Origin of the sequence: Halalkalibaculum roseum, assembly GCF_011059145.1 — a bacterium.
Taxonomy (GTDB): Bacteria; Bacteroidota; Rhodothermia; order Balneolales; family Balneolaceae; genus Halalkalibaculum; species Halalkalibaculum roseum.
This window is the reverse complement of the sequence record NZ_JAALLT010000002.1, coordinates 341,615-360,139: the sequence shown is the minus strand read 5'-3', so window position 1 is coordinate 360,139 and position 18,525 is coordinate 341,615. Positions and strand designations below refer to the sequence as shown.

At 43.9% G+C, this 18,525-nt stretch carries 17 protein-coding genes; 9 read left to right on the top strand and 8 right to left on the bottom strand.

The window, feature by feature from the left end; all coding sequences use genetic code 11:
- Positions 1-118 precede the first annotated feature (118 nt).
- Genes G3570_RS05705 through G3570_RS05695 form a run of 3 tightly spaced genes read left to right on the top strand, consistent with a single transcriptional unit; the run spans position 119 to position 2,249 of the window.
- Positions 119-1,285 carry a cysteine desulfurase family protein gene (locus tag G3570_RS05705; RefSeq protein WP_165140171.1) on the top strand — a complete coding sequence of 389 codons (1,167 nt, stop codon included), beginning with the start codon at positions 119-121 and terminating at the stop codon, positions 1,283-1,285.
- A complete protein-coding gene (locus tag G3570_RS05700; protein WP_249066731.1) occupies positions 1,282-1,827 on the top strand; it encodes an LOG family protein in 546 nt (181 codons plus the stop codon). Before G3570_RS05705 ends, G3570_RS05700 begins: the two co-directional genes overlap by 4 nt.
- Before the next feature lie 26 nt (positions 1,828-1,853).
- The gene (locus tag G3570_RS05695) at positions 1,854-2,249 is read left to right on the top strand and encodes a DUF1499 domain-containing protein (protein ID WP_165140170.1); all 396 of its coding nucleotides are present in this window, start codon (positions 1,854-1,856) and stop codon (positions 2,247-2,249) included.
- Between the two features lie 94 nt (positions 2,250-2,343).
- On the opposite strand, the gene G3570_RS05690 is transcribed toward G3570_RS05695, so the two are convergent.
- Together G3570_RS05690 and G3570_RS05685 are read right to left on the bottom strand one after the other, a co-directional pair.
- Positions 2,344-2,823 carry a hypothetical protein gene (locus tag G3570_RS05690; protein ID WP_165140169.1) on the bottom strand — a complete coding sequence of 160 codons (480 nt, stop codon included), beginning with the start codon at positions 2,821-2,823 and terminating at the stop codon, positions 2,344-2,346.
- A gap of 66 nt (positions 2,824-2,889) precedes the next feature.
- A complete protein-coding gene (locus G3570_RS05685) occupies positions 2,890-4,770 on the bottom strand; it encodes an AMP-dependent synthetase/ligase (RefSeq protein WP_165140168.1) in 1,881 nt (626 codons plus the stop codon).
- Positions 4,771-5,026: 256 nt separating this feature from the next.
- Between G3570_RS05685 and G3570_RS05680 the strand changes: the two genes are divergently transcribed.
- Positions 5,027-5,530, top strand: a complete 504-nt coding sequence (locus G3570_RS05680) for a Fur family transcriptional regulator (protein WP_165140167.1) — start codon at positions 5,027-5,029, stop codon at positions 5,528-5,530.
- A 204-nt stretch (positions 5,531-5,734) separates the two neighbouring features.
- Here the strand turns inward: G3570_RS05680 and G3570_RS05675 are convergent, their stop codons facing one another.
- Both G3570_RS05675 and G3570_RS05670 read right to left on the bottom strand, forming a co-directional pair.
- On the bottom strand, positions 5,735-6,187 hold the full coding sequence (locus G3570_RS05675; RefSeq protein ID WP_165140166.1) for a hypothetical protein: 453 nt from the start codon (positions 6,185-6,187) through the stop codon (positions 5,735-5,737).
- Between the two features lie 62 nt (positions 6,188-6,249).
- Positions 6,250-8,796: a serine/threonine-protein kinase gene (locus G3570_RS05670; RefSeq protein ID WP_165140165.1), complete on the bottom strand. Its 2,547-nt coding sequence runs from the start codon at positions 8,794-8,796 to the stop codon at positions 6,250-6,252.
- 305 nt (positions 8,797-9,101) lie between these two features.
- Between G3570_RS05670 and G3570_RS05665 the strand changes: the two genes are divergently transcribed.
- On the top strand, positions 9,102-9,461 hold the full coding sequence (locus tag G3570_RS05665) for a SpoIIAA family protein (RefSeq protein ID WP_165140164.1): 360 nt from the start codon (positions 9,102-9,104) through the stop codon (positions 9,459-9,461).
- A gap of 27 nt (positions 9,462-9,488) precedes the next feature.
- On the opposite strand, the gene G3570_RS05660 is transcribed toward G3570_RS05665, so the two are convergent.
- From G3570_RS05660 to G3570_RS05650, 3 genes are read right to left on the bottom strand one after another with little or no spacing between them, the layout of a single operon-like run.
- The gene (locus G3570_RS05660; RefSeq protein ID WP_165140163.1) at positions 9,489-10,373 is read right to left on the bottom strand and encodes a cell division protein FtsX; all 885 of its coding nucleotides are present in this window, start codon (positions 10,371-10,373) and stop codon (positions 9,489-9,491) included.
- A gap of 22 nt (positions 10,374-10,395) precedes the next feature.
- Complete coding sequence (locus G3570_RS05655) at positions 10,396-12,324, bottom strand: putative porin (RefSeq protein ID WP_165140162.1); 1,929 nt, start codon at positions 12,322-12,324, stop codon at positions 10,396-10,398.
- Between the two features lie 49 nt (positions 12,325-12,373).
- A complete protein-coding gene (locus G3570_RS05650) occupies positions 12,374-13,666 on the bottom strand; it encodes a competence/damage-inducible protein A (protein WP_165140161.1) in 1,293 nt (430 codons plus the stop codon).
- A 279-nt stretch (positions 13,667-13,945) separates the two neighbouring features.
- On the opposite strand from G3570_RS05650, the gene G3570_RS05645 reads away from it, so the two are divergent.
- From G3570_RS05645 to miaB, 4 genes are all read left to right on the top strand, one after another.
- Positions 13,946-14,557 (top strand): CDP-alcohol phosphatidyltransferase family protein, encoded by a 612-nt coding sequence (locus G3570_RS05645; protein WP_346267219.1) that lies wholly within the window; start codon positions 13,946-13,948, stop codon positions 14,555-14,557.
- The gene (locus G3570_RS05640; RefSeq protein ID WP_165140160.1) at positions 14,529-15,002 is read left to right on the top strand and encodes a phosphatidylglycerophosphatase A family protein; all 474 of its coding nucleotides are present in this window, start codon (positions 14,529-14,531) and stop codon (positions 15,000-15,002) included. Before G3570_RS05645 ends, G3570_RS05640 begins: the two co-directional genes overlap by 29 nt.
- Before the next feature lie 75 nt (positions 15,003-15,077).
- Positions 15,078-15,719: an orotate phosphoribosyltransferase gene (pyrE, locus tag G3570_RS05635; protein WP_165140159.1), complete on the top strand. Its 642-nt coding sequence runs from the start codon at positions 15,078-15,080 to the stop codon at positions 15,717-15,719.
- 182 nt (positions 15,720-15,901) lie between these two features.
- Positions 15,902-17,260, top strand: a complete 1,359-nt coding sequence (miaB, locus tag G3570_RS05630) for a tRNA (N6-isopentenyl adenosine(37)-C2)-methylthiotransferase MiaB (protein ID WP_282958222.1) — start codon at positions 15,902-15,904, stop codon at positions 17,258-17,260.
- 86 nt (positions 17,261-17,346) lie between these two features.
- Here miaB and G3570_RS05625 read toward each other — a convergent pair whose 3' ends face one another.
- Positions 17,347-18,195 (bottom strand): DUF4382 domain-containing protein, encoded by an 849-nt coding sequence (locus tag G3570_RS05625; protein ID WP_165140157.1) that lies wholly within the window; start codon positions 18,193-18,195, stop codon positions 17,347-17,349.
- Between the last annotated feature and the right edge of the window lie 330 nt (positions 18,196-18,525).

Sequence of the window (18,525 nt, the reverse complement as noted above, 5' to 3'; positions counted from 1 at the left end):
TTTTTAAGGTATCTCTACAGCAATATTCTTGGAGACCAGTTTGAAGGATCCGTAGTATGACTTTGTCAGACAATTTGGGTATTATTGGATGATAAAATTTTCAATCTAAAAAGGATTCATGCGAACGGTATATTTCGACCATGCTGCCACCACTCCCGTAGATGAACGGGTTTTTGAGGCTATGAAGCCCTACTTTACTGAAGAATTCGGCAATGCCAATTCAGCCCATCAGCTTGGAAATAACGCCAAGGTGGCTGTTGAGGAAGCACGCGAAAAAGTTGCAGAATTGATCGGTGCTTCACCGGCAGAAATCATTTTTACCAGCGGGGGTACCGAAAGCGACAACGCAGTGATTAAAGGAGTGCGGGCCGCAATCGGCAAATCTGATGTGATTACCTCGCCCCTGGAACATCACGCGATATTGCATTCCGCAGAGTGTGAAAAACGAAGAGGCGGTAAACCTGTCTATATTGAACCCGATTCAAAGGGTAATATTACTCCCAAACAGGTAGAAGAAGCCATCACTGATGAAACAGCCCTTGTTTCATTGATGCATGTAAATAATGAAATAGGCAATATCAATCCTTTGAGAGAAATAGGTGCAATATGTAAGGAGCATGGAGTGCCTTTTCACTCAGATGCGGTTCAAAGTATCGGAAAGCTTCCCGTAGATGTTGAAGAACTTGGACTTGATTTCCTTAGCATGAGCGGACACAAGATCTACGGGCCAAAGGGAATCGGAGTATTGTATGTACGTCACGGCAGCCCCTGGATCCCCTGGATGCACGGGGGATCACAGGAAAGGCGACGTCGCGGTGGCACATTAAACGTTCCGGGAATTATAGGCCTGGTTAAAGCCCTTGAGTTGGCTACAGATGAGGTCGACGTAAACCTTGAGCACTATGACAAGCTAAGAAAAAGGTTGCTAAAAGGTCTCCACAACCGATTTGACGGTAAGTTTGTTATAAACGGGAACCCGGAAAGCAGCGTGCCCCATATCATCAATCTTGCCTTTACCGATGAGCAGGGAAATGGTATCGACGGTGAAATGTTATTGTTAAACCTTGATATGGAAGGCATATGTGTTTCTAACGGGTCTGCCTGCACTTCCGGGGCTGTAGAACCATCGCATGTACTGCAAGGATTGGGCTTAGATCCTGAAATAGCCAATTCCAGTATCCGCATCAGCATGGGTAAGAGTAACACTATCGATGATATCGACTACTTTCTCGATAAATTGGAAGCTGTGCTAAATCGCATGATGACTACAACGGCCAATGCATGAGCATTAAGAGAGTTTGTGTCTTCTGTGGATCCAGTTCCGGTACCAATGGTACTTTTACGGAAGAAACCCGCGCTTTAGGTAAAAGACTTACTGAGCATAATATTGAACTGGTGTACGGCGGGGGCTCTGTGGGACTGATGAATGTGATTGCCAACACAGTGCTGACCTATGGAGGTAAAGCACATGGGGTCATTCCCGACCACCTGATGCAATGGGAAGTCGGCCATACTAACCTGACTGCCCTTCATGTTACCGACTCCATGCATGAGCGCAAAGCGATGATGGCTGAGCTTTCCGATGCCTTCATTGCCCTCCCCGGCGGATATGGCACACTCGAGGAATTGATGGAGGCCATCACCTGGCTGCAACTCAAGATCCATAAGAAACCGGTGATTCTTTACAACATTGACGGGTATTATGATAAGCTGATTGACTTCATTGAACACGCTAAAGAATCAGGTTTTATTGATGGCAAAAACAAAACCCTTCTTCACTCAGTTGACAACCTTGAAGATTGTATGCGCTGCCTGGGCTTCAATTAGTATTTTCAACCTTCAAGAGTTCTTAAATGGCTATTACATTCTTTTTTAGCGGCTCCACTTCCGATGATTTTGATCAAAGCGAAGATAGGCGCAATCTACTACCGCCCTGTCCTGACTCACCCAATTGTGTTAGGTTTACTACGTCTTATAATGAAAAACCGGAAACTGTTTTCAATGCAGCTAAATCGGTTATTCAAGACATGGGAGCTGTAGAACTGAAAACACTGGAGGAACCGCTTCGCCTCAATGCGGTGTTCAGGGTGTTTATCTACAAGGATGATTTTATTGTGTTGATAGAAGAGGAGGCATCAGCTAGTCATCTGCACATCCGAAGCGCCAGCAGGGTCGGCTACAGTGATCTCGGGGTAAACCGGAGAAGAGTGAAGCGCTTCATTAGGAAACTGGAGAAAGAACTAAAATAAGTAGTCCCTTCGGGTTGTAACACAGAGTTACACAGAGAAAAAACAGAGATACACAGAGTGTACCTTTCTCAATTCTGCCTTCTCGCTTTTTCCTCTAAAACGGCTTAAACAGTCCCAAAAGCGTATTTACCAGTACCAATAAGTAAACGATAAGTGACATCTTATACGCTTTGTTCCACTTATCACGAGCTTCCATGCTCAAGGTATCATCCTCTTCACTTCGCACTTGCTTCTTAAAAGCGATACTGCGTTTAATTGAAAATCCTACAAGTACTAAAATGAGCATAAATAGTACCTGTTTGACTCCCAGCCAGGCATAATCGGCAAAATTGAACCAACCCCATTTGGGTCCGCTGGGAATTGAGGCCATAGCTCCGCCGGAAATCAGAATTCCAAGAGCACCTAAGTGTGCCCCTATGCTCGTAGAAAGACGTTCAAATTTCATGAATTTCTTCTCATCAGGAGTTTGAAAGGCTTTTCCTGTTTTCCAGGCAAAAAACATGCTGCCAACGAAGGCCGCCAGCCATGCTATGTACGATACAATGTGAATCCAGTAAAATATGGTATAAGACATCTGTAGCTATTAAATAATTAGTTGCTGAGCTTTTGTTAAAAAAGTCAGCTGAAATTAACAGTTAGTTTATTTTGAGTCAGCAAAAATATCCTCGATCAGATCACTATACTTATCCTCAATTATTCGCCTCTTGACTTTCAGCGTGGGCGTGAGCTCTCCCGATTCTACCGTAAACTCGTTCGGTACCAACCGGAAATCCCTGATCTTCTCATGTGAGGCCAGCTCTTTTGAGTAGCTTCTTATCTCCTTGCGGTAGATCGACTGAATACTCTCACTGTTGATGAGGTCTTCGATAGAATCGTATGCGATGTTATTCGATTTTGCATGTGATTTTAACAGTTCAAAATCAGGAACAATCAGTGCCGCCATATAAGCCTGCCTCTCGCCTACTACCACAAGCTGATCAACCCATTTGCTGGTTTTAAATAGATCTTCAATCGGACCGGGATAGATATTCTTACCGCCGGCATTTACAATCATATGTTTAATGCGATCCGTAATTTGAAGGTTCCCGTCTACGAAACGCCCAACATCACCGGTGTGAAGCCACTCGTCTTCATCAATCATTTCACGGGTAGCTTCGTCATTTTTCCAGTATCCTTTCATCACATTCGGACCTTTGCACAATATTTCACCCGCTTCTGAACTGATATCGGTTGGATAATCCTCCCCGCTGACCTCGGCAATGATTTTACCATCTTCTAATCGCTGAATACCTACCGTGATGCCGTTAAGTACCTGCCCAACAGTACCCATTCTCTCATCGCCGTATTTATTGGCACACATGATCGGAGATGTCTCAGTCAATCCGTAACCTTCCAGAATATTAAGACCCGCTGCCATAAAGAAATGTCCTATTTCAGCAGGCAAGGCTGCGCCTCCGGAAACAAAAAATCTGATATTTCCTCCCGTTCTCTCTTTCAACTTATTGAAAACCAGCCTGTCAGCCAGATTCTTTTGAAGAGCGACCAAACCGCGTTTTCCTTCCGCATATTTCCTGCCTACTTCAAAAGCCCAATTGAAGATTTTCTGTTTGACGGCGGTCCCTTCTTCCACACTCTTGGTGACAAGATTGTATATCTTTTCAAAGAGCCGGGGCACACTGATGATGATAGAGGGATTCACCTCCGTCATATTTTTTGCAACGGTATCAACGCTTTCCGCATAAAAGATCTCCGCGCCGCCGGCCATCATCGCATAAAAACCAGCAGTGCGTTCAAAGGCATGGCACAATGGCAAAAAGGAAAGGCAGCGATCATTTTCATAAATATCGATGTGTTGATGTGCCGCCTTGATGTTACTGACGATATTGCGATGGGTTAGCATAGCACCCTTGGGCTTCCCGGTGGTACCCGACGTATAGATCAGAGTTGCCAGGTCCTCCGGTTCAATAGCTTTAATGCGCTCATTTATCTCCTCCTCCTGTTTGGGATAGAGCTTCATTCCTTCGGCCATGACCTTATCAAATAGTGTCAAGTAAGGCTCTTCCATGTACTCTTCCACCTTAGGCTGGTCAATAGCCACAACCCTATTCAGATTCTCACAATTTTCAAATACTTTAATAGCTTTCTTGACCTGTATACCTGTAGAGGCAAAAAACAACTTAGCTTCGGAATCCCTGAGAATATATTCGCACTGATTGGGCGGCAGTGATGTATAAAGCGATACGTTGACGCCTCCAATTATCTGCAAGGCCAGATCGATGACCGCCCATTCATACCTGTTTTCACTTAAGATAGCTACCCTGTCACCCGCTTCAATGCCATGCTCAACCATATATGCCGCCAGGTTCTTAACATCTTCGGTAACTTCCTTCCAGTCTATGGTTTCATACTCACCATCGGGATTCGGCTTTCGTCCGAAGGCAACTTTATCGGTGTTGCGGTATTTTTTTGACAAACTGGTAAAGAGCTCGGAAATAGTTTCAAAAGCTACTACAGTTGGCATATATTTTATATTAATTACAGTTACAATGAAATCCGGCTAACGATAAGCCAAAATTGGAAATTCCGATGAATCCCCGCTATTAATCTAAAGCGCTGTTACTGATCAGTGTTACCCATACATATCTACCTAAAGCAAGATTTATTAAGGGTAGGTCGAATATAACATTATGAATGGAATTTTCAGCACGCGCTTATTGATCTCTTTTTATTGGCTCTTCGGATTCCTTATATTGAATAAAAAATTTGATCCCACATTCATGGCACACCCTGCAAAAGAAGAAACAATTGACCTGGTTAAAGAAATTTTCCGTTCACACCTGAAGGAACACAACCAGCGACAAACTCCCGAACGATTTATGGTATTGGAGGAGATTTATCGTGCTGACGGGCACTTCGACGCCGATGACATCTTTTTCAATATGAAAGATACAGGGTCAAGGGTTTCGCGTGCCACTGTCTATAATACGCTTGACCTGTTGGTTGAATGCAACCTGGTACAACGTCACCAGTTCGGCAAGAACCAGTATTATTACGAACGTGCTTATGCCTACCAACAGCATGATCATATCATTTGCAAGGAGTGCGGCGCTGTTCTTGAGTTCTGTGATCCCAGGATACAGGAGATTAAAACCATGATGGAGAAGATTCATGACTTCAATATCACCGGACACTCACTTCACTTCTTTGGGGCATGCGAAGATATCGAAAATTGTACCCGCCGGGAGGAGATTCAGAAAAAACAGCGAGCCAAGGTTAATTGATTTAGGGATGTGAGACAGGAGACGGGAAAAGCGAGAAGTAAAACGTGAAACGAAGTCTCATTCTGTATTGAAATTCTACAAAAATCTGCAGGCACAGAGGGGTTTACAAACTGCTTAAATTGTTTAGGACAAGTTATCACTTAGAATTAAAAAAATAAGATGCCCGGTTTGGGGCATCTTGAAGTTCGTCACTGCATCTCCACTTTATCTGATTACGACTTTAGGTGGTGAGTTGCCCACTACGTACTTCTCTGCAGAGATTACAAAGACATTATAGATTAGCGTATCGGCGGGCGCATCTTCACGAACCGTCAAACTGATTCTCTTATTGGCCTCCACCCTCTGAGTATATCCATCTTCAAACAGTCCCTCCTCAAACTCGAAATACCTGTTGACATCTTTGTCGAAGGTGAAAACCATGTCTGATCCAACAGTCAGCCAGTTGATCTGATCGCTATCGTTTCTATTTGCATTGATGGTCCCCATATTCCGACCCTCATTGTCTTTTACTCTCCAGGTGTTATCCTGGTTGTCTTCCTGAATTCTGACATTAATCGTGGCAAGCATTTCACCGGCGTCAAAATCATAGTAGACCATCCCGGCGGTTACCGAAAATAGTAGCGTAAAAATGATGGCATAAATCGGCTTTTTAATCATAGATATTTGTATTTGAGTTAGGGTGAATTTTCCAAAAAAAGATTTTACCAAACTGATCAGGGTCATTCCTTGAACTTTTCAGCAAGCTCCCGAAATCTTGGGTCCTTGATTAAATCCTGTAGCTCAGGCTGTGTTTCAATAGTTGTGATGATAGATGCATTAATCCATTTCAAGGCCTCCTCTCGCATGCCAAGGCTCTCGTAAGTAGAAACCGCCCGCTCCCTGACCATGATGTTTTCCGAATCCACATTTAAAGCACGTCTCATAAATTCAAGGGATTGTGTAGTATCTTTAACATCAGAATAATAGGCACCCAGATCAGCCAACACTTCCGCGTTTCTGGGATTTACCTCCAACTGATCCTTGGCCCTGTCTATAGCAGTCAAGTAGGCCTCTTCCGACTTCTTCTCCTCCCCGCTGTACTCATAGGCTACTGCCAGGTTACCCCAATACTGGTACCTGTTGGGATAATCCTGCAAAACTACCTCATACATTTCGGCAGCTTGTTGATACTTACCCCCGGTAAAGTAAAGATAAGCAAGATTATTGGCAGCTGCTGAATTCTTCTCCAGTGACATGGATTTAACAAACATTTCCCTGGCCCGATCATTTTCACCGTTATATAAGTAGGCTGCACCCAAATTGGAATAAGCCGAGCTATTGTCAGGAGTAAGTCGGGTTACCATTGTGAACTCCTTAATCGCATTTTCAAAATCGCCGGTACTGAGATAGTGTATGGCTAACCCTTTATGCCCCTCCCAATACTCAGGTTTTAGGTCTATGGCCTTTCGGTAAGTTTCCACAGCCTTTTTCGGATCTCCCATTTCTGCATATACACCGGCAAGACCACGCAGAGCCGGCGTGTGTTTTGGATCCATTTCAAGAGCTTTTTCAAATATCTTCTCTGCTTCCCTGTAGTTCCCCGTTCCTGATTTAAGAAGGCCAAGCAGCATCTGGACCTGGGCCAGGTTTTCATTTAGTTCAAGAGCCTCATTCAGAGCATCTTCTGCCTGACTAACGTAGGGTACTTCTCCCGTATCCTGGTAAAGACGCCAATAGGATTCACCGAGACCAGAATAGCCTAGTGTAAATTCAGGATCCAGAGCAATTGATTTTTTAAATAGCTCGACCGCCTGTTTAAGGCTGTCGGGTGAATTGTACATTTGCAAAGCAGCTCTTCCCCTTAAGTAATACTCATAAGCTTCCGGGTCGGACGTATCTCCCTGGTTGATAGTCTGATTGATTTCCGGATTGATTTGTATATCCAGCATCGCAAGCATAGCCTTGATGCCATCTTTTTCAAGCGAAGCCAGATTCTCCGAGGCGACTACTATCTGTACGGTTTCAAGCCTTCGGATGTTATCAGCATCCACAAGTTCAAGAATGAGACGAGTGGAATCTCCAAAGGCTTGAATCGTGGACGAGATGGCAAGATTCACACCGAATATTTTATGAGCCTGTGTGGCACTCCTCACATTCTCCTTCCTGATTTCACCGGCCGGAGTAACCCAGTATGACTCCTCATACTTTTCCAGTTCTGAAAGTCGATAAGAAAAGGTTTCCGCCAAACCAACACTGAGCACCTGCAGATCGGGATCCTCCCCGATATTTTCTATGGGCAGTACGGCCAGGTATTTTTTATCAGGTATACTGTTACCCGTCAGATTTAAGTTAGTATCCCGGCTGATATAGATAAAAGCCAGTAGCAACACCGCAGCAGCAACAGCTGCTACGAGATAACCGGTGTAGTCTTTACTTGCAGCATTCTTCTTTGAAGTGGTCTGATGCGGCCTTTTAACAGGAGTGGTTTTTTCAGAAATGAGATCATTCAACACTTCTTCAAATGTTTGATACCGGTATGTTCTATTTTTCTCAAGGCATCGCTCAATTACATGGACAATTCTTTCAGGAACCTCTTTTTGGTGATCTGAAATTGGTACCGGATCATTTTCAGTGATAGCGTACATGATGGCCGGCTCATAGGCACCATCAAAGGGAAGAGACTTCGTAAAGAGTTCATACAGCACCACACCGTAAGACCAAATATCAGAGCGCATGTCGATTTCCTCACCGGTCAGCTGTTCGGGTGCCATATAAGCCGTAGTACCGATGGTAGTCCCTGTCTTGGTGATTCGATCAGCACCTTCCATCCTGGCTAATCCGAAATCCATAATTTTAGCTGTTCCCGACTCATTGATCATAATGTTCCGAGACTTAATATCACGGTGAACAATCCCCTTCTTATGGGCGGCGTTGATTCCCTGTGCAATTTCCAGCGCCAGCTCCCACTTTTCATCTACCGTAAGAGTTTCCTCTTCAACCAGTTCTTTAAGTTCTTTACCCTCAATGTACTCCAATACAATAAAAAGCTGGTCATCAACCTCTTCAATGGCATAGACCTGGGCAATGTTGGGATGGTTTAGAAAAGCAGCTGACTGAGCTTCCTGCCTGAAGCGCTTTCGTTCAATTTCATCGTTTGAAATGTGCCTTGGCAAAAACTTCAAGGCTACGTAGCGATTCAGCTTGGTATCTTTGGCCAAATAAACGAGGCCCATGCCGCCTTCGCCCAGCTTTTCTATGATATCATAGTGCAGATATGATGACGGCATACTGATTTTAGGGTTAGCTAATATTAGAGGTGGACATCAGTCGGAGAAACAGTAAATGATGCTTAGTTGCTTCAATTTAACATTAAATAGAATAAAATCTACTTTTTAGAGATAATTATTAAATGGTTCAATATCAGCAAGGGTATTAATAGATCTGTTTTTCGGTTCCAATAAAACGGACTTTAATTTTCAGCATAACTGAATAACACTACAAAGATGTCATAATATCTTTGATCAAGCATCTATTTTTTCTTTAGTTACGTGCTTGAATATTGTCGCACTATTTTCAATCAACCACATCTTTTATGGTCGAATTGATAGACTTTCAACGTGGTAACGTCGTAGGAATAAAAATTGACGGAAAGCTGACAGAAGAAGAGTTTGATAAAATTGCCTCTTTCTGTGAAGACAAGCTAAAAGAGTTTCAAAATATCCGGTTGTATGCCGAATTGGAATCATACGGTGGCATGTCTCCAAAAGCCGTGCTGAAAGATATCAAGTTTGGCATCAAGCACTGGAAACAGATTGAAAAAGAGGCCATTATTACCGACCAGCAGTGGATGCAAAAAGTAGCTGAAGCAGCCGATAAATTATTTCCAAATGTTGAGGTGAAGGCCTTCCCTTTTGAGGAGAGCAAGTGGGCTAGGAAGTGGATTTCAGAATGATCAATTTTCTAATCTGAAACGATCAGGTTATTCCGATATAGATGTCTCCCTGATAAACTTTCGCGCTGCCCACTGGCTGCCCCAGTAACCCATCATGATGGCCAGTAATATCATGGCCCCGCTGAGATAATACCACCGTCCGAACGGCCAGCTAAGAATGCCGAATTGTGGTATGTATTCGGGTAATACATACTGGAAGATAACGAAGGTAAGTGCGGTAGCCAGAGTGCCTGCAGCAAGCCCCTGCAAGATGCCTTCAACAACGAAGGGACGCCTAATAAAGCTGTTGGTAGCTCCAACCAGCTTCATTGCTTTGATCAATCCACGCTTGGCATAAATGGTAAGACGTATGGTATTAAATACCAGAATGAGCGAGACGAGCAGTATCAGAATACCTATACCTGAACCGGCAATGGCAACGGTTCTGAATCGAGTTTGCATTAAATCGAGCAGCTGCTGATTAAATTCGACCTCATCAACTCCGCGGTACTCCCCGATCGCCGTCACCAGTGAATCAACTCGTTGGATATCAGCATCAGGACTAATCTTAAGTTTAAAAGAGGCCGGTAAAAACTTCAGCTCAGCAAGGGATGATCCACCCGACCCGAATTCCTCCTTGAATATTGCCGCAGCACTGTCTTTTGATATGTAGGTCAGGTCTTGAACCATCTCCTGGTCGGCAAGCCGGCTACGCAACTCGTCGGTAGTTCGTTGGTCAAGATCCTCCAGAAATACCTCTACGTCGATGGATTTTTGTAGCGATTGCGCCACTTCATAAGCGTTATAGGCTACCCTGCCCAATATCCCCAGCAGCAAAACGGCAACAAAAAGTGAGAACGTTGATGTAAATGAGGCAAGCCTGGCTCTTTTGAGCCCCGCTATTCCTTCTTTGATAACATAACCTAAGCTCATGGAGTAATGATGTGAATCAATGTTAATTTCTAAAAAATGTACGAATACCGAAGATAAATCTTCTCTGGCTCATTGGGTAACCGGCTGTCTCAAAATAACCGCGCTGGGTGACATCATCCAGTATATTTTCCCATCGCAGTAGAATCATTATGGTACGTACCCGGGCAGAAAGATCAAAGTCAAGACGATTGAAAACCGGCAGCAATGAATCGTCACTCAAAGGCTGCCAGAAGTCTAGCACAGGGTTATAATCTGCCGCCTGATAACGAAACGGTGACATCATTCCGGAAAAACCGGCTTTGACATAGGTAGCCCTGTCAAACAAATATCCCTTAACATACAGACTTCCTTTCAACCAAACTCTTTCATTCTCATTCAAAAAGAGCTGAGAAGAGCTATTTTCAAATTGCTGGTAAGTGGCAGACCCCGAAAGTTCTAAAAAAGTGTTCTCAAAGTTAAAATATGGTGTCACCGCCAGCGATCTATAATCCGGTGAATTATAAAAGCTGCTGTCAGTACCTACCATAATACTGTTCTTCAACTCCTTTACCTGACCTTTTACACCTATTTCAATGGTATCAAAAGGTCTCAGGCTCAGGCGAGCCATCACCTCCTCTACTTCCTCGTTGACCAAAGCAGCATCGCCACGGTATTCTGTCGAATTCCAATATAATTGTTGGGGAGTAGGCATAATCGTTCCGCTGGATGCTTTTACCTCAAGCGTAATGGCATCACCTACGTAAAGACCGGCACCTGCCTCAACCCGGTACGAGTCGAATCCATCTGATCTATAGCCGTATGCGGCTTCGCCGTTTACCTCGAAGAAATCAATCGGTTTAAAAACTGCCGATCCATCCGCCTCAAAAAGACTCCAGGTACCCTGATCCAGGTTTGAACTTGACCGGTTCTTATTTTTAAAAATTTCGTAGGTAACACCACCTTCCAGGGATAAGGGGTTCAGCTCAAGCCATTTCCTGGTACTTCCACCGAAAGACTGTATCTGGTATGAGGTAGAATCTGCCGAATATTCCAATTCACGTCCCCTGTTATTATAAAACAAACCCGTGTGAAAGTTATCGGTAACCGCAGTGGTATCCCTGCCGCGCCGGTAATAACTCATTGAGAAGTTAGAGGCTTTGACAACCGATTCTGCACGCGATTCGTTGGCACTGGCGATGAAGCGGTCGAAGGGAAAGTTTTCCGGTTCAGGTATTACATATCCAAAAGGCTCTCCCGCAGTATATTTGTTACTAAGAAATTTCAGCTTCAGCGACTGCCGGTGATCCAGCTGGTGGAATACACGAGCATAAATCTGTCTGCCTGCTACATTGGAATTACCATATTCCCCTCCTGCCCGGCGATCCCAGTAACTGAGCTCTACATTAGTCTTCTGCGAGAAGTTCTGGCTTACCAAAAATTCAAGACTGCGATAATCGAATTTACTCTCTTCATAGTTGAGCTTGGTCAAAGGGCGGTTCAGATAGTACTGCCTCAGGTAAAAATTGGTATCGTAAAAGAGACCGTTATCCTCGCTGTAGAATGAGTTGATTTTATGGGTTGGTATTAAGTTCCAGTATACCGAGCCGCTGACCGGATCATTTAAATTCATACCCTCCCAGCTTAATCGCTGATAGCGAGGCTCTTGAGCATCAATCAAAAAAGCGTTGTTTCGCTCGATGGTACCGAGACGATAAGATATTACCCCGGGGTCACGATTTGTCTTGTAGGTCCAGTCGGGCCAGATCTGCCATCTCAACGTGCTGTCTGAACTTGTCAGTTCCGAGCCTAGCGAACGGTGATACTTCCAGGGTACTACTTTGAATACGCTTTCCACAGAATCGGAGGCAACCGAATCGCTGCGTGTCGTATCTGTAACTGCGTCTATACCTACCCCCATACCGGTTGTATCAACCGCTATAGAATCTGTAGCGCTGCTATCTACTTGTGCCATACCCGCATGCGTCAAGCAAAACAAAAAAGCAATCAGATATGTCAACTTTTTAGGCATCGGTATATTGGGGCTTTAAATCATAGGGAAGTTTCTCATATCCCAGAATCTTTCTGCGAATAATTTCCAGGGCAACAGCCGAACTGCGTTCTTTATTGATCAGCCGGTCGTTTGTAAAAAGAGCCTTGACAGCAAAATAATCATCCTTTGACCAGAAACCCACCCATACAGTTCCCACCGGTTTCTCCTCGGTGCTTCCACCCGGTCCTGCAATACCGGTGGTGGATATACCGATATCGGCACCGAAACTTGAGGCAGCTGCCCTAGCCATTTGTAAAGCCACCTGTTTACTGACGGCTCCATATCGTTCAAGATCATTTTCACTCACATCCAGTAATTGTACTTTGGCTTTGTTGGAATAGGTTACCATACCTCCCAGAAAATAGTCGCTACTGCCTGGAATATTGGTAACACTATCAGCTATCTGTCCGCCGGTACAACTTTCGGCAATGGCGAGTGTAAGTTTTTTTTCTCGTAGCAGGTTGCCAAGTGCTTCACCTAGCGTCAGTTCTTTCCCCTCACCGACTATGAGATATGAAGCCTTTTCCAGAATATGATCTATTACAGGTTTCATATGCTCTTCTACCTCTTCCTCGGAATGGCCATAGCCGCTGATACGGATACGGGTTCCCTGCGGACTCGGAAGGTAGGCAACCGAAAGATTGTCGTTCAGAAAAGGTTCGAGATTCCCGACGACATTGTCGCTCAAAGTACTCTCGCCCACCCCGGACGTCAACAGATAGCGCGAGTATCTTTTCTCATTACCACCGGTTATTGCTTCCAGTTTGGGTTTAACTTTATGGTTAACCAGCTCTTTCATCTCATAGGGTACGCCGGGCAGAACGGCCAGTAAAGAATCTCGTTCTTCGAACCAAAGTCCCGGGGCCGTCCCTTGTTTATTGAACAGCACTTCGGCATTATCGGGAACTTCCGCCTGTTCATAATTGGATTTGCTGAAAGGGATATTCCTCTTTTCAAAGATCTTTTTTATAAATCCAAGTGTCGGTTTATGAACCGTCATTTCTGCATTAAACAGCATCGCAACCGCCTTTTTGGTAACATCATCGTGCGTCGGCCCCAGACCTCCCGTACTTATGACGATATCGGCCGCTTCGAGACTCTCATTTATGGTATCCCTGACTATCGATAGATCATCGCTTATGGTATGAATACGGATCACTTCAATACCCTGATCGACCAAAAACTTACCCAGCCAACTTGCATTGGTATTAACTGTATCACCGATAAGCAATTCATTGCCAATACTTATAATTATGCCGGTCATTCGTATTGATATAAATGATAGTTTCAAACGAAATGAAAATAGGTAAAGCGCTACGCTTTTCGAAGACGTTTATCAATTAATTTACAATATAAGCTGCGTGAAGAGATCTGAGGCATCTGTTGGCTTGACGGAGATATTAAGTTGGGAAAGCTCTTCGATGCTGTGTCATATCCATTGAAAATATTTCAATTTGCCGGGTTTAATAAGTGAGTCATTCATGAGGTCTGCAGTCATTCTAAAAAACATTTTATTCTCTTAAAGTATTGCTATCTTTGTGCCGTGCGTCGATTACCCAACATATTGAGTGCCACACGGATGATTCTTGCACCGATTTTCCTGCTTCTATATATACAGGACGAAGTAGTTTGGAGGGCTCTTAGTGTCGGGATTTTTGCTGTTGCCGTTGTTACGGATTTTTTCGACGGCTACATTGCGCGCTTGTATGGCTATCAAACTGCCTACGGTGTCTTTCTCGATCCCCTGGCGGATAAATTCCTGACGTTTGCAGGTTTTATATGCCTGCCTTTTATTAATGCTGAACAATTTCCCTGGTGGGCAGTGGGTGTCATCGTACTTAGGGATGTCATCGTTACAGGTATGCGGATGATTGCCGATCATCGCAATATTTCCATGAAGACCAGGTTCACTGCCAAATTCAAGACCATGGCTCAAATGATTTTCTTATACCTGGTGCTGATGGTTGGGGTTTTCATAAATACGGATGTTTGGCTCAGCACCTACTCCAGAGAGCTGATGCAATCGGGAATCCTCGAATGGGGAATGATGGCCATAGTAGTACTAACTTTATATTCCGGAGTAGAATACATTTTAACCAACAAAGAAATATTCTTTAATGACCATAATGCGAAAACTAAAACCGATTATAGGTAGCTTTTTTTATGCCGGCTTTTTGCCGAATGCACCCGGGACATGGGGTAGCTTTTTTGCTTTATTCCCGATCTATTTTGTGGGTATGTATACTCCCTGGTACGGTATGGCTCTCTTTACCCTGCTCTGCTCCCTTTTAACCATCTGGGTCTCCGAAGAGTGTGAAAAAGTATGGGGCGGTGACCCCTCCCCGCTGGTAATGGATGAATTTGCCGGACAAGGGATGGCTTTCATAGCACTGCCCTTTGCATCAAGCAATATGAATATCTATCTCCTGTTACTCTTTGGCTTTCTGTTTTTCCGATTCTTCGATATCAAAAAGCCCCTGGGTGTGAACGACCTGCAGAAGCTACCCGGCGGCTTTGGTATCCTGGTTGACGATTTACTGGCAGGGTTTTATGCTTTTTTATGCTTATTTTTACTGAATTATCTCGTCGGCTTGGTTTAAATAATATTGAGATAACAAAAGATTGTTAAACTCCGACTATTTATTGCTAGTTGAGCATCTGAAAATTGAATGAATATGATTATTGATCAAAATTTTGCAAAAGAAATAGCGCTTCACCTGCTTGAAATTAATGCCGTTGTTCTGCGTCCCAATGACCCCTTCACCTGGTCTTCGGGCTGGCACTCCCCTATTTACTGCGACAACAGGTTAACCCTGCGCTATCCCGAAATAAGAAAAAAAATTGCTACTCATTTCATTGATTTCATCCAGGGTGAATATGACAATGTGGATGTCATCACAGGAACAGCCACAGCAGGTATCCCGCACGCTGCATGGGTTGCAGGATCGCTTGACAAACCTATGAGTTATGTCCGTGCCAAAGCCAAAGCCTACGGTTTGGGGAACCAGATAGAGGGTGGTATTCAAAAAGGGGAATCCACGATTGTTATTGAAGATCTCATATCCACCGGCGGCTCTGCTATTTCGGTAGTCGAAGCACTTCGTTTTATCGGCGCTGAAGTCAAAGCAGTACTCAGTATCTTTACCTATGGTTTTGATAAATCCATTCAACGATTTGAAGAAGCCAAAGTCCCCGTACATACACTCACCGACTATACTACGCTTATTGAAGTGGCTAAAGACAATGACTACGTAGATGAGTCGGACCTAAAAACCCTCGCTGACTGGCGTAAAAAGCCTGAAACCTGGCCGAATTGAGGCTGGAGGCTGGAGGCTGGAGGCTGGAAAATACTGTTTTAGATTCTAAAGAAAGACCTAATTAAAATTGCTTTTCAATTCTTAATTCTAAATTTACAAGTAAACAGAAAACCTCGACCTTTAGAAAAGTAGTCACGCACTTCTTATATTTGTAAGCTTAATACCAAAATAATTACCTAGTCTTGAATCAACGCACTTTTTATATAGAAACTTACGGTTGTCAGATGAATTTCTCCGATACGGAGATAGTAAATTCCATCCTGACCGAAGAAGGCATGGAGCCTGTACAGGAGGCAGAAAACGCCGATGTCATTTTTTTAAATACCTGTTCTATACGTGAGAACGCAGAAACGAAGGTCTGGAACCGATTGAAAGAGTTTCGTTCGCTAAAAAAAGAGAAAGATGATTTGACAGTGGGAGTTCTCGGATGCATGGCCGAACGGATACGTGATAAAATCATCGATAAAGAAGGACTCGTCGATATGGTTGTCGGACCTGATGCCTATCGTGACATACCCAAGTTGTTATCCGAGGTTGAAGATGGTAGAAAAGCCGTAAATGTACTGCTCTCGCTGGAAGAGACCTATGCCGACATCAAGCCTGTGCGTACCACAGGAAACGGCGTCAGCGCCTTTGTAACTATTATGCGCGGTTGTGACAATATGTGCGCCTTTTGTGTTGTACCTTTTACAAGAGGACGCGAGCGGAGCCGTCCCATGGGCAGTATTCTGGATGAACTTAAGCAGCTTAGCGAGCAGGGATATAAAGAGGTTACGTTACTGGGACAAAATGTTAACTCCTACCTTGACGGAGATAACGATTTCACAAAGCTGATGTATGAGGCTAGTCAGGTTGATCCGGAAATGAGAATTCGATTCTCTTCCCCGCATCCCAAAGATTTTCCGGAAGAGTTGCTACACGTCATTGCCGAGCAGTCTAACCTGTGCAATTATATTCACATTCCGGCGCAATCCGGGAATAATGAGGTTCTGGAGCGTATGCGGCGACCTTATACCCGCGAGCAGTATCTTGATCTTATAGACACCATGCGAGAAATTATTCCGGGTGTAACTCTTTCCACAGATATCATTACCGGTTTTTGTGATGAAACTGAGGAGGAACACGAAGATACCATGTCGCTCATGGCAAAGGTAAAGTATGACCTGGCCTACATGTTTGCCTACTCCGAGCGAGGTCGTACCCTGGCGCAGCGTAAATACGAAGACAACGTTCCCGAGGAAGTTAAGAAGAGAAGACTTTCTGAAATCATTGAACAGCAGATGAATATTCAGGAAGAACTGAATAAAAAAGAGATTGGCAAAAAACATTTGGTTTTAGCCGAAGGTACAAGCAAACGTTCAGATGAACAGCTATGCGGTCGTACCGATACCAATAAAATGGTAGTCTTCGATCGCGAAGACTATAATAAAGGCGATTATGTAGAAGTAGTCATCAATGATTGTACCTCTGCTACCCTGATGGGTGAAGCTATCAAAAAAAGCAGTATCGAAGAGTTCAATTCCGATATGGTAACTGCCTGAACGGCTGAAATAAATTTAAGGAAATAGCAAAGGCCTGCATGTTTAATTACATGCAGGCCTTTTGTTTGTTGAATTGAATTAACACATTAGTTCTGGCTTACCTGGATGGTACCCAGTGAGTTGGTCTCTTCTACCGTTACGCTTACATCAGTGATATTTTCAATGGCGTAATTGTCATTTCTCGGATCGATGGATACATCATAGGTACCTTCTTCCAATCCGATCAGCTTGAAGTAACCGTCTTCAGTATTGGCAACGGTGGAAGCCAGTGTATCGGCTTCGGTGCCTGAATTATCAATAGCATAGACAACAGGCTCAGAACCTGCCGGTTCAACGGTTCCCTCAATATTGCCTGTGATTGCCTTCTCCTTGGCTTTTACAACAGGGTTGAGAAGATAAGGTACCTGTTCGCTGGAACCGGCTTGTACTACTGAGCGGCTGGCATCAAAGTCCAGAAGTACTACATACTCTATATCTTCTTCAATTTCAGCATTGATGTTCAGCTTAATACCTGTTTGGGCTCCGCTGGGTACTTTCATGTCATAGACATTTCCGTCAACTTCCACAGAATGACCTTCTTCGGCCAGAACCAGACGTATCTGCGGATAGGTGCCGGCTTCCAATGCTGCCCTTCCTATTACCGCTGTGGCTCCGTTTGCCAGGTTCAGCAGATCATATGTTTCCTTCTTTTCATTTAAGGTGGTCCAGTCATTTAAGGTGGTCCAGCCATCCGGGTCACCTACACGGTTTACTTCTACTCTTTCGATGTCAACATTAACGGCATCGGCTGTATCGATTGGCGCATCTGTCATTTCAACGGTCATGGTACCCGTTTTTGCATCCGAGCCTGTATCACAGCCGGTAACAAAAATTGAGAATGCCAGTAAGAGAGCGATTGAAAATCCTGATATTCTGTTTTTTAACAAGTTCTTCATAGAATAATTGAGATAGGTATTTGGGGTTAAATCCTAATGAACGTTCATGGGACGAGTGGTTCCGGCCACCGTTACTCGATGTTTTAGTCATCATAAATCAATGAACCATTTTACTTATGACTGCTATACCGCTGTTTTTACTTTCTTTAGGATGTCAGGATATTTAGTTACCATTGGGCAGTATATTGGTTACCCTGATTATTCACTTAAAGTTGTTCGAGAAGAGTGCTCTTAGTGCAATGGTAAAACACCTAATTGAGAGTAAGTCAGAATCTGTAGCTTGAAATTATTGGCTGTCTATTACCATTTTGATTATTAAATCCATTAAAA

Coding starts and splice junctions, on each gene's coding strand:
- G3570_RS05700 (WP_249066731.1), top strand. CDS start 1,282: ATGAGCATTAAGAGAGTTTGTGTCTTCTGTGGATCCAGTTCCGGTACC.
- pyrE (WP_165140159.1), top strand. CDS start 15,078: ATGATTATTGATCAAAATTTTGCAAAAGAAATAGCGCTTCACCTGCTT.
- G3570_RS05685 (WP_165140168.1), bottom strand. CDS start 4,770: ATGCCAACTGTAGTAGCTTTTGAAACTATTTCCGAGCTCTTTACCAGT.
- G3570_RS05660 (WP_165140163.1), bottom strand. CDS start 10,373: ATGAGCTTAGGTTATGTTATCAAAGAAGGAATAGCGGGGCTCAAAAGA.
- G3570_RS05680 (WP_165140167.1), top strand. CDS start 5,027: ATGGCACACCCTGCAAAAGAAGAAACAATTGACCTGGTTAAAGAAATT.
- G3570_RS05690 (WP_165140169.1), bottom strand. CDS start 2,823: ATGTCTTATACCATATTTTACTGGATTCACATTGTATCGTACATAGCA.
- G3570_RS05625 (WP_165140157.1), bottom strand. CDS start 18,195: ATGAAGAACTTGTTAAAAAACAGAATATCAGGATTTTCAATCGCTCTC.
- G3570_RS05670 (WP_165140165.1), bottom strand. CDS start 8,796: ATGCCGTCATCATATCTGCACTATGATATCATAGAAAAGCTGGGCGAA.
- G3570_RS05695 (WP_165140170.1), top strand. CDS start 1,854: ATGGCTATTACATTCTTTTTTAGCGGCTCCACTTCCGATGATTTTGAT.
- G3570_RS05665 (WP_165140164.1), top strand. CDS start 9,102: ATGGTCGAATTGATAGACTTTCAACGTGGTAACGTCGTAGGAATAAAA.
- G3570_RS05705 (WP_165140171.1), top strand. CDS start 119: ATGCGAACGGTATATTTCGACCATGCTGCCACCACTCCCGTAGATGAA.
- G3570_RS05650 (WP_165140161.1), bottom strand. CDS start 13,666: ATGACCGGCATAATTATAAGTATTGGCAATGAATTGCTTATCGGTGAT.
- G3570_RS05640 (WP_165140160.1), top strand. CDS start 14,529: ATGCGAAAACTAAAACCGATTATAGGTAGCTTTTTTTATGCCGGCTTT.
- G3570_RS05675 (WP_165140166.1), bottom strand. CDS start 6,187: ATGATTAAAAAGCCGATTTATGCCATCATTTTTACGCTACTATTTTCG.
- G3570_RS05655 (WP_165140162.1), bottom strand. CDS start 12,324: ATGGCACAAGTAGATAGCAGCGCTACAGATTCTATAGCGGTTGATACA.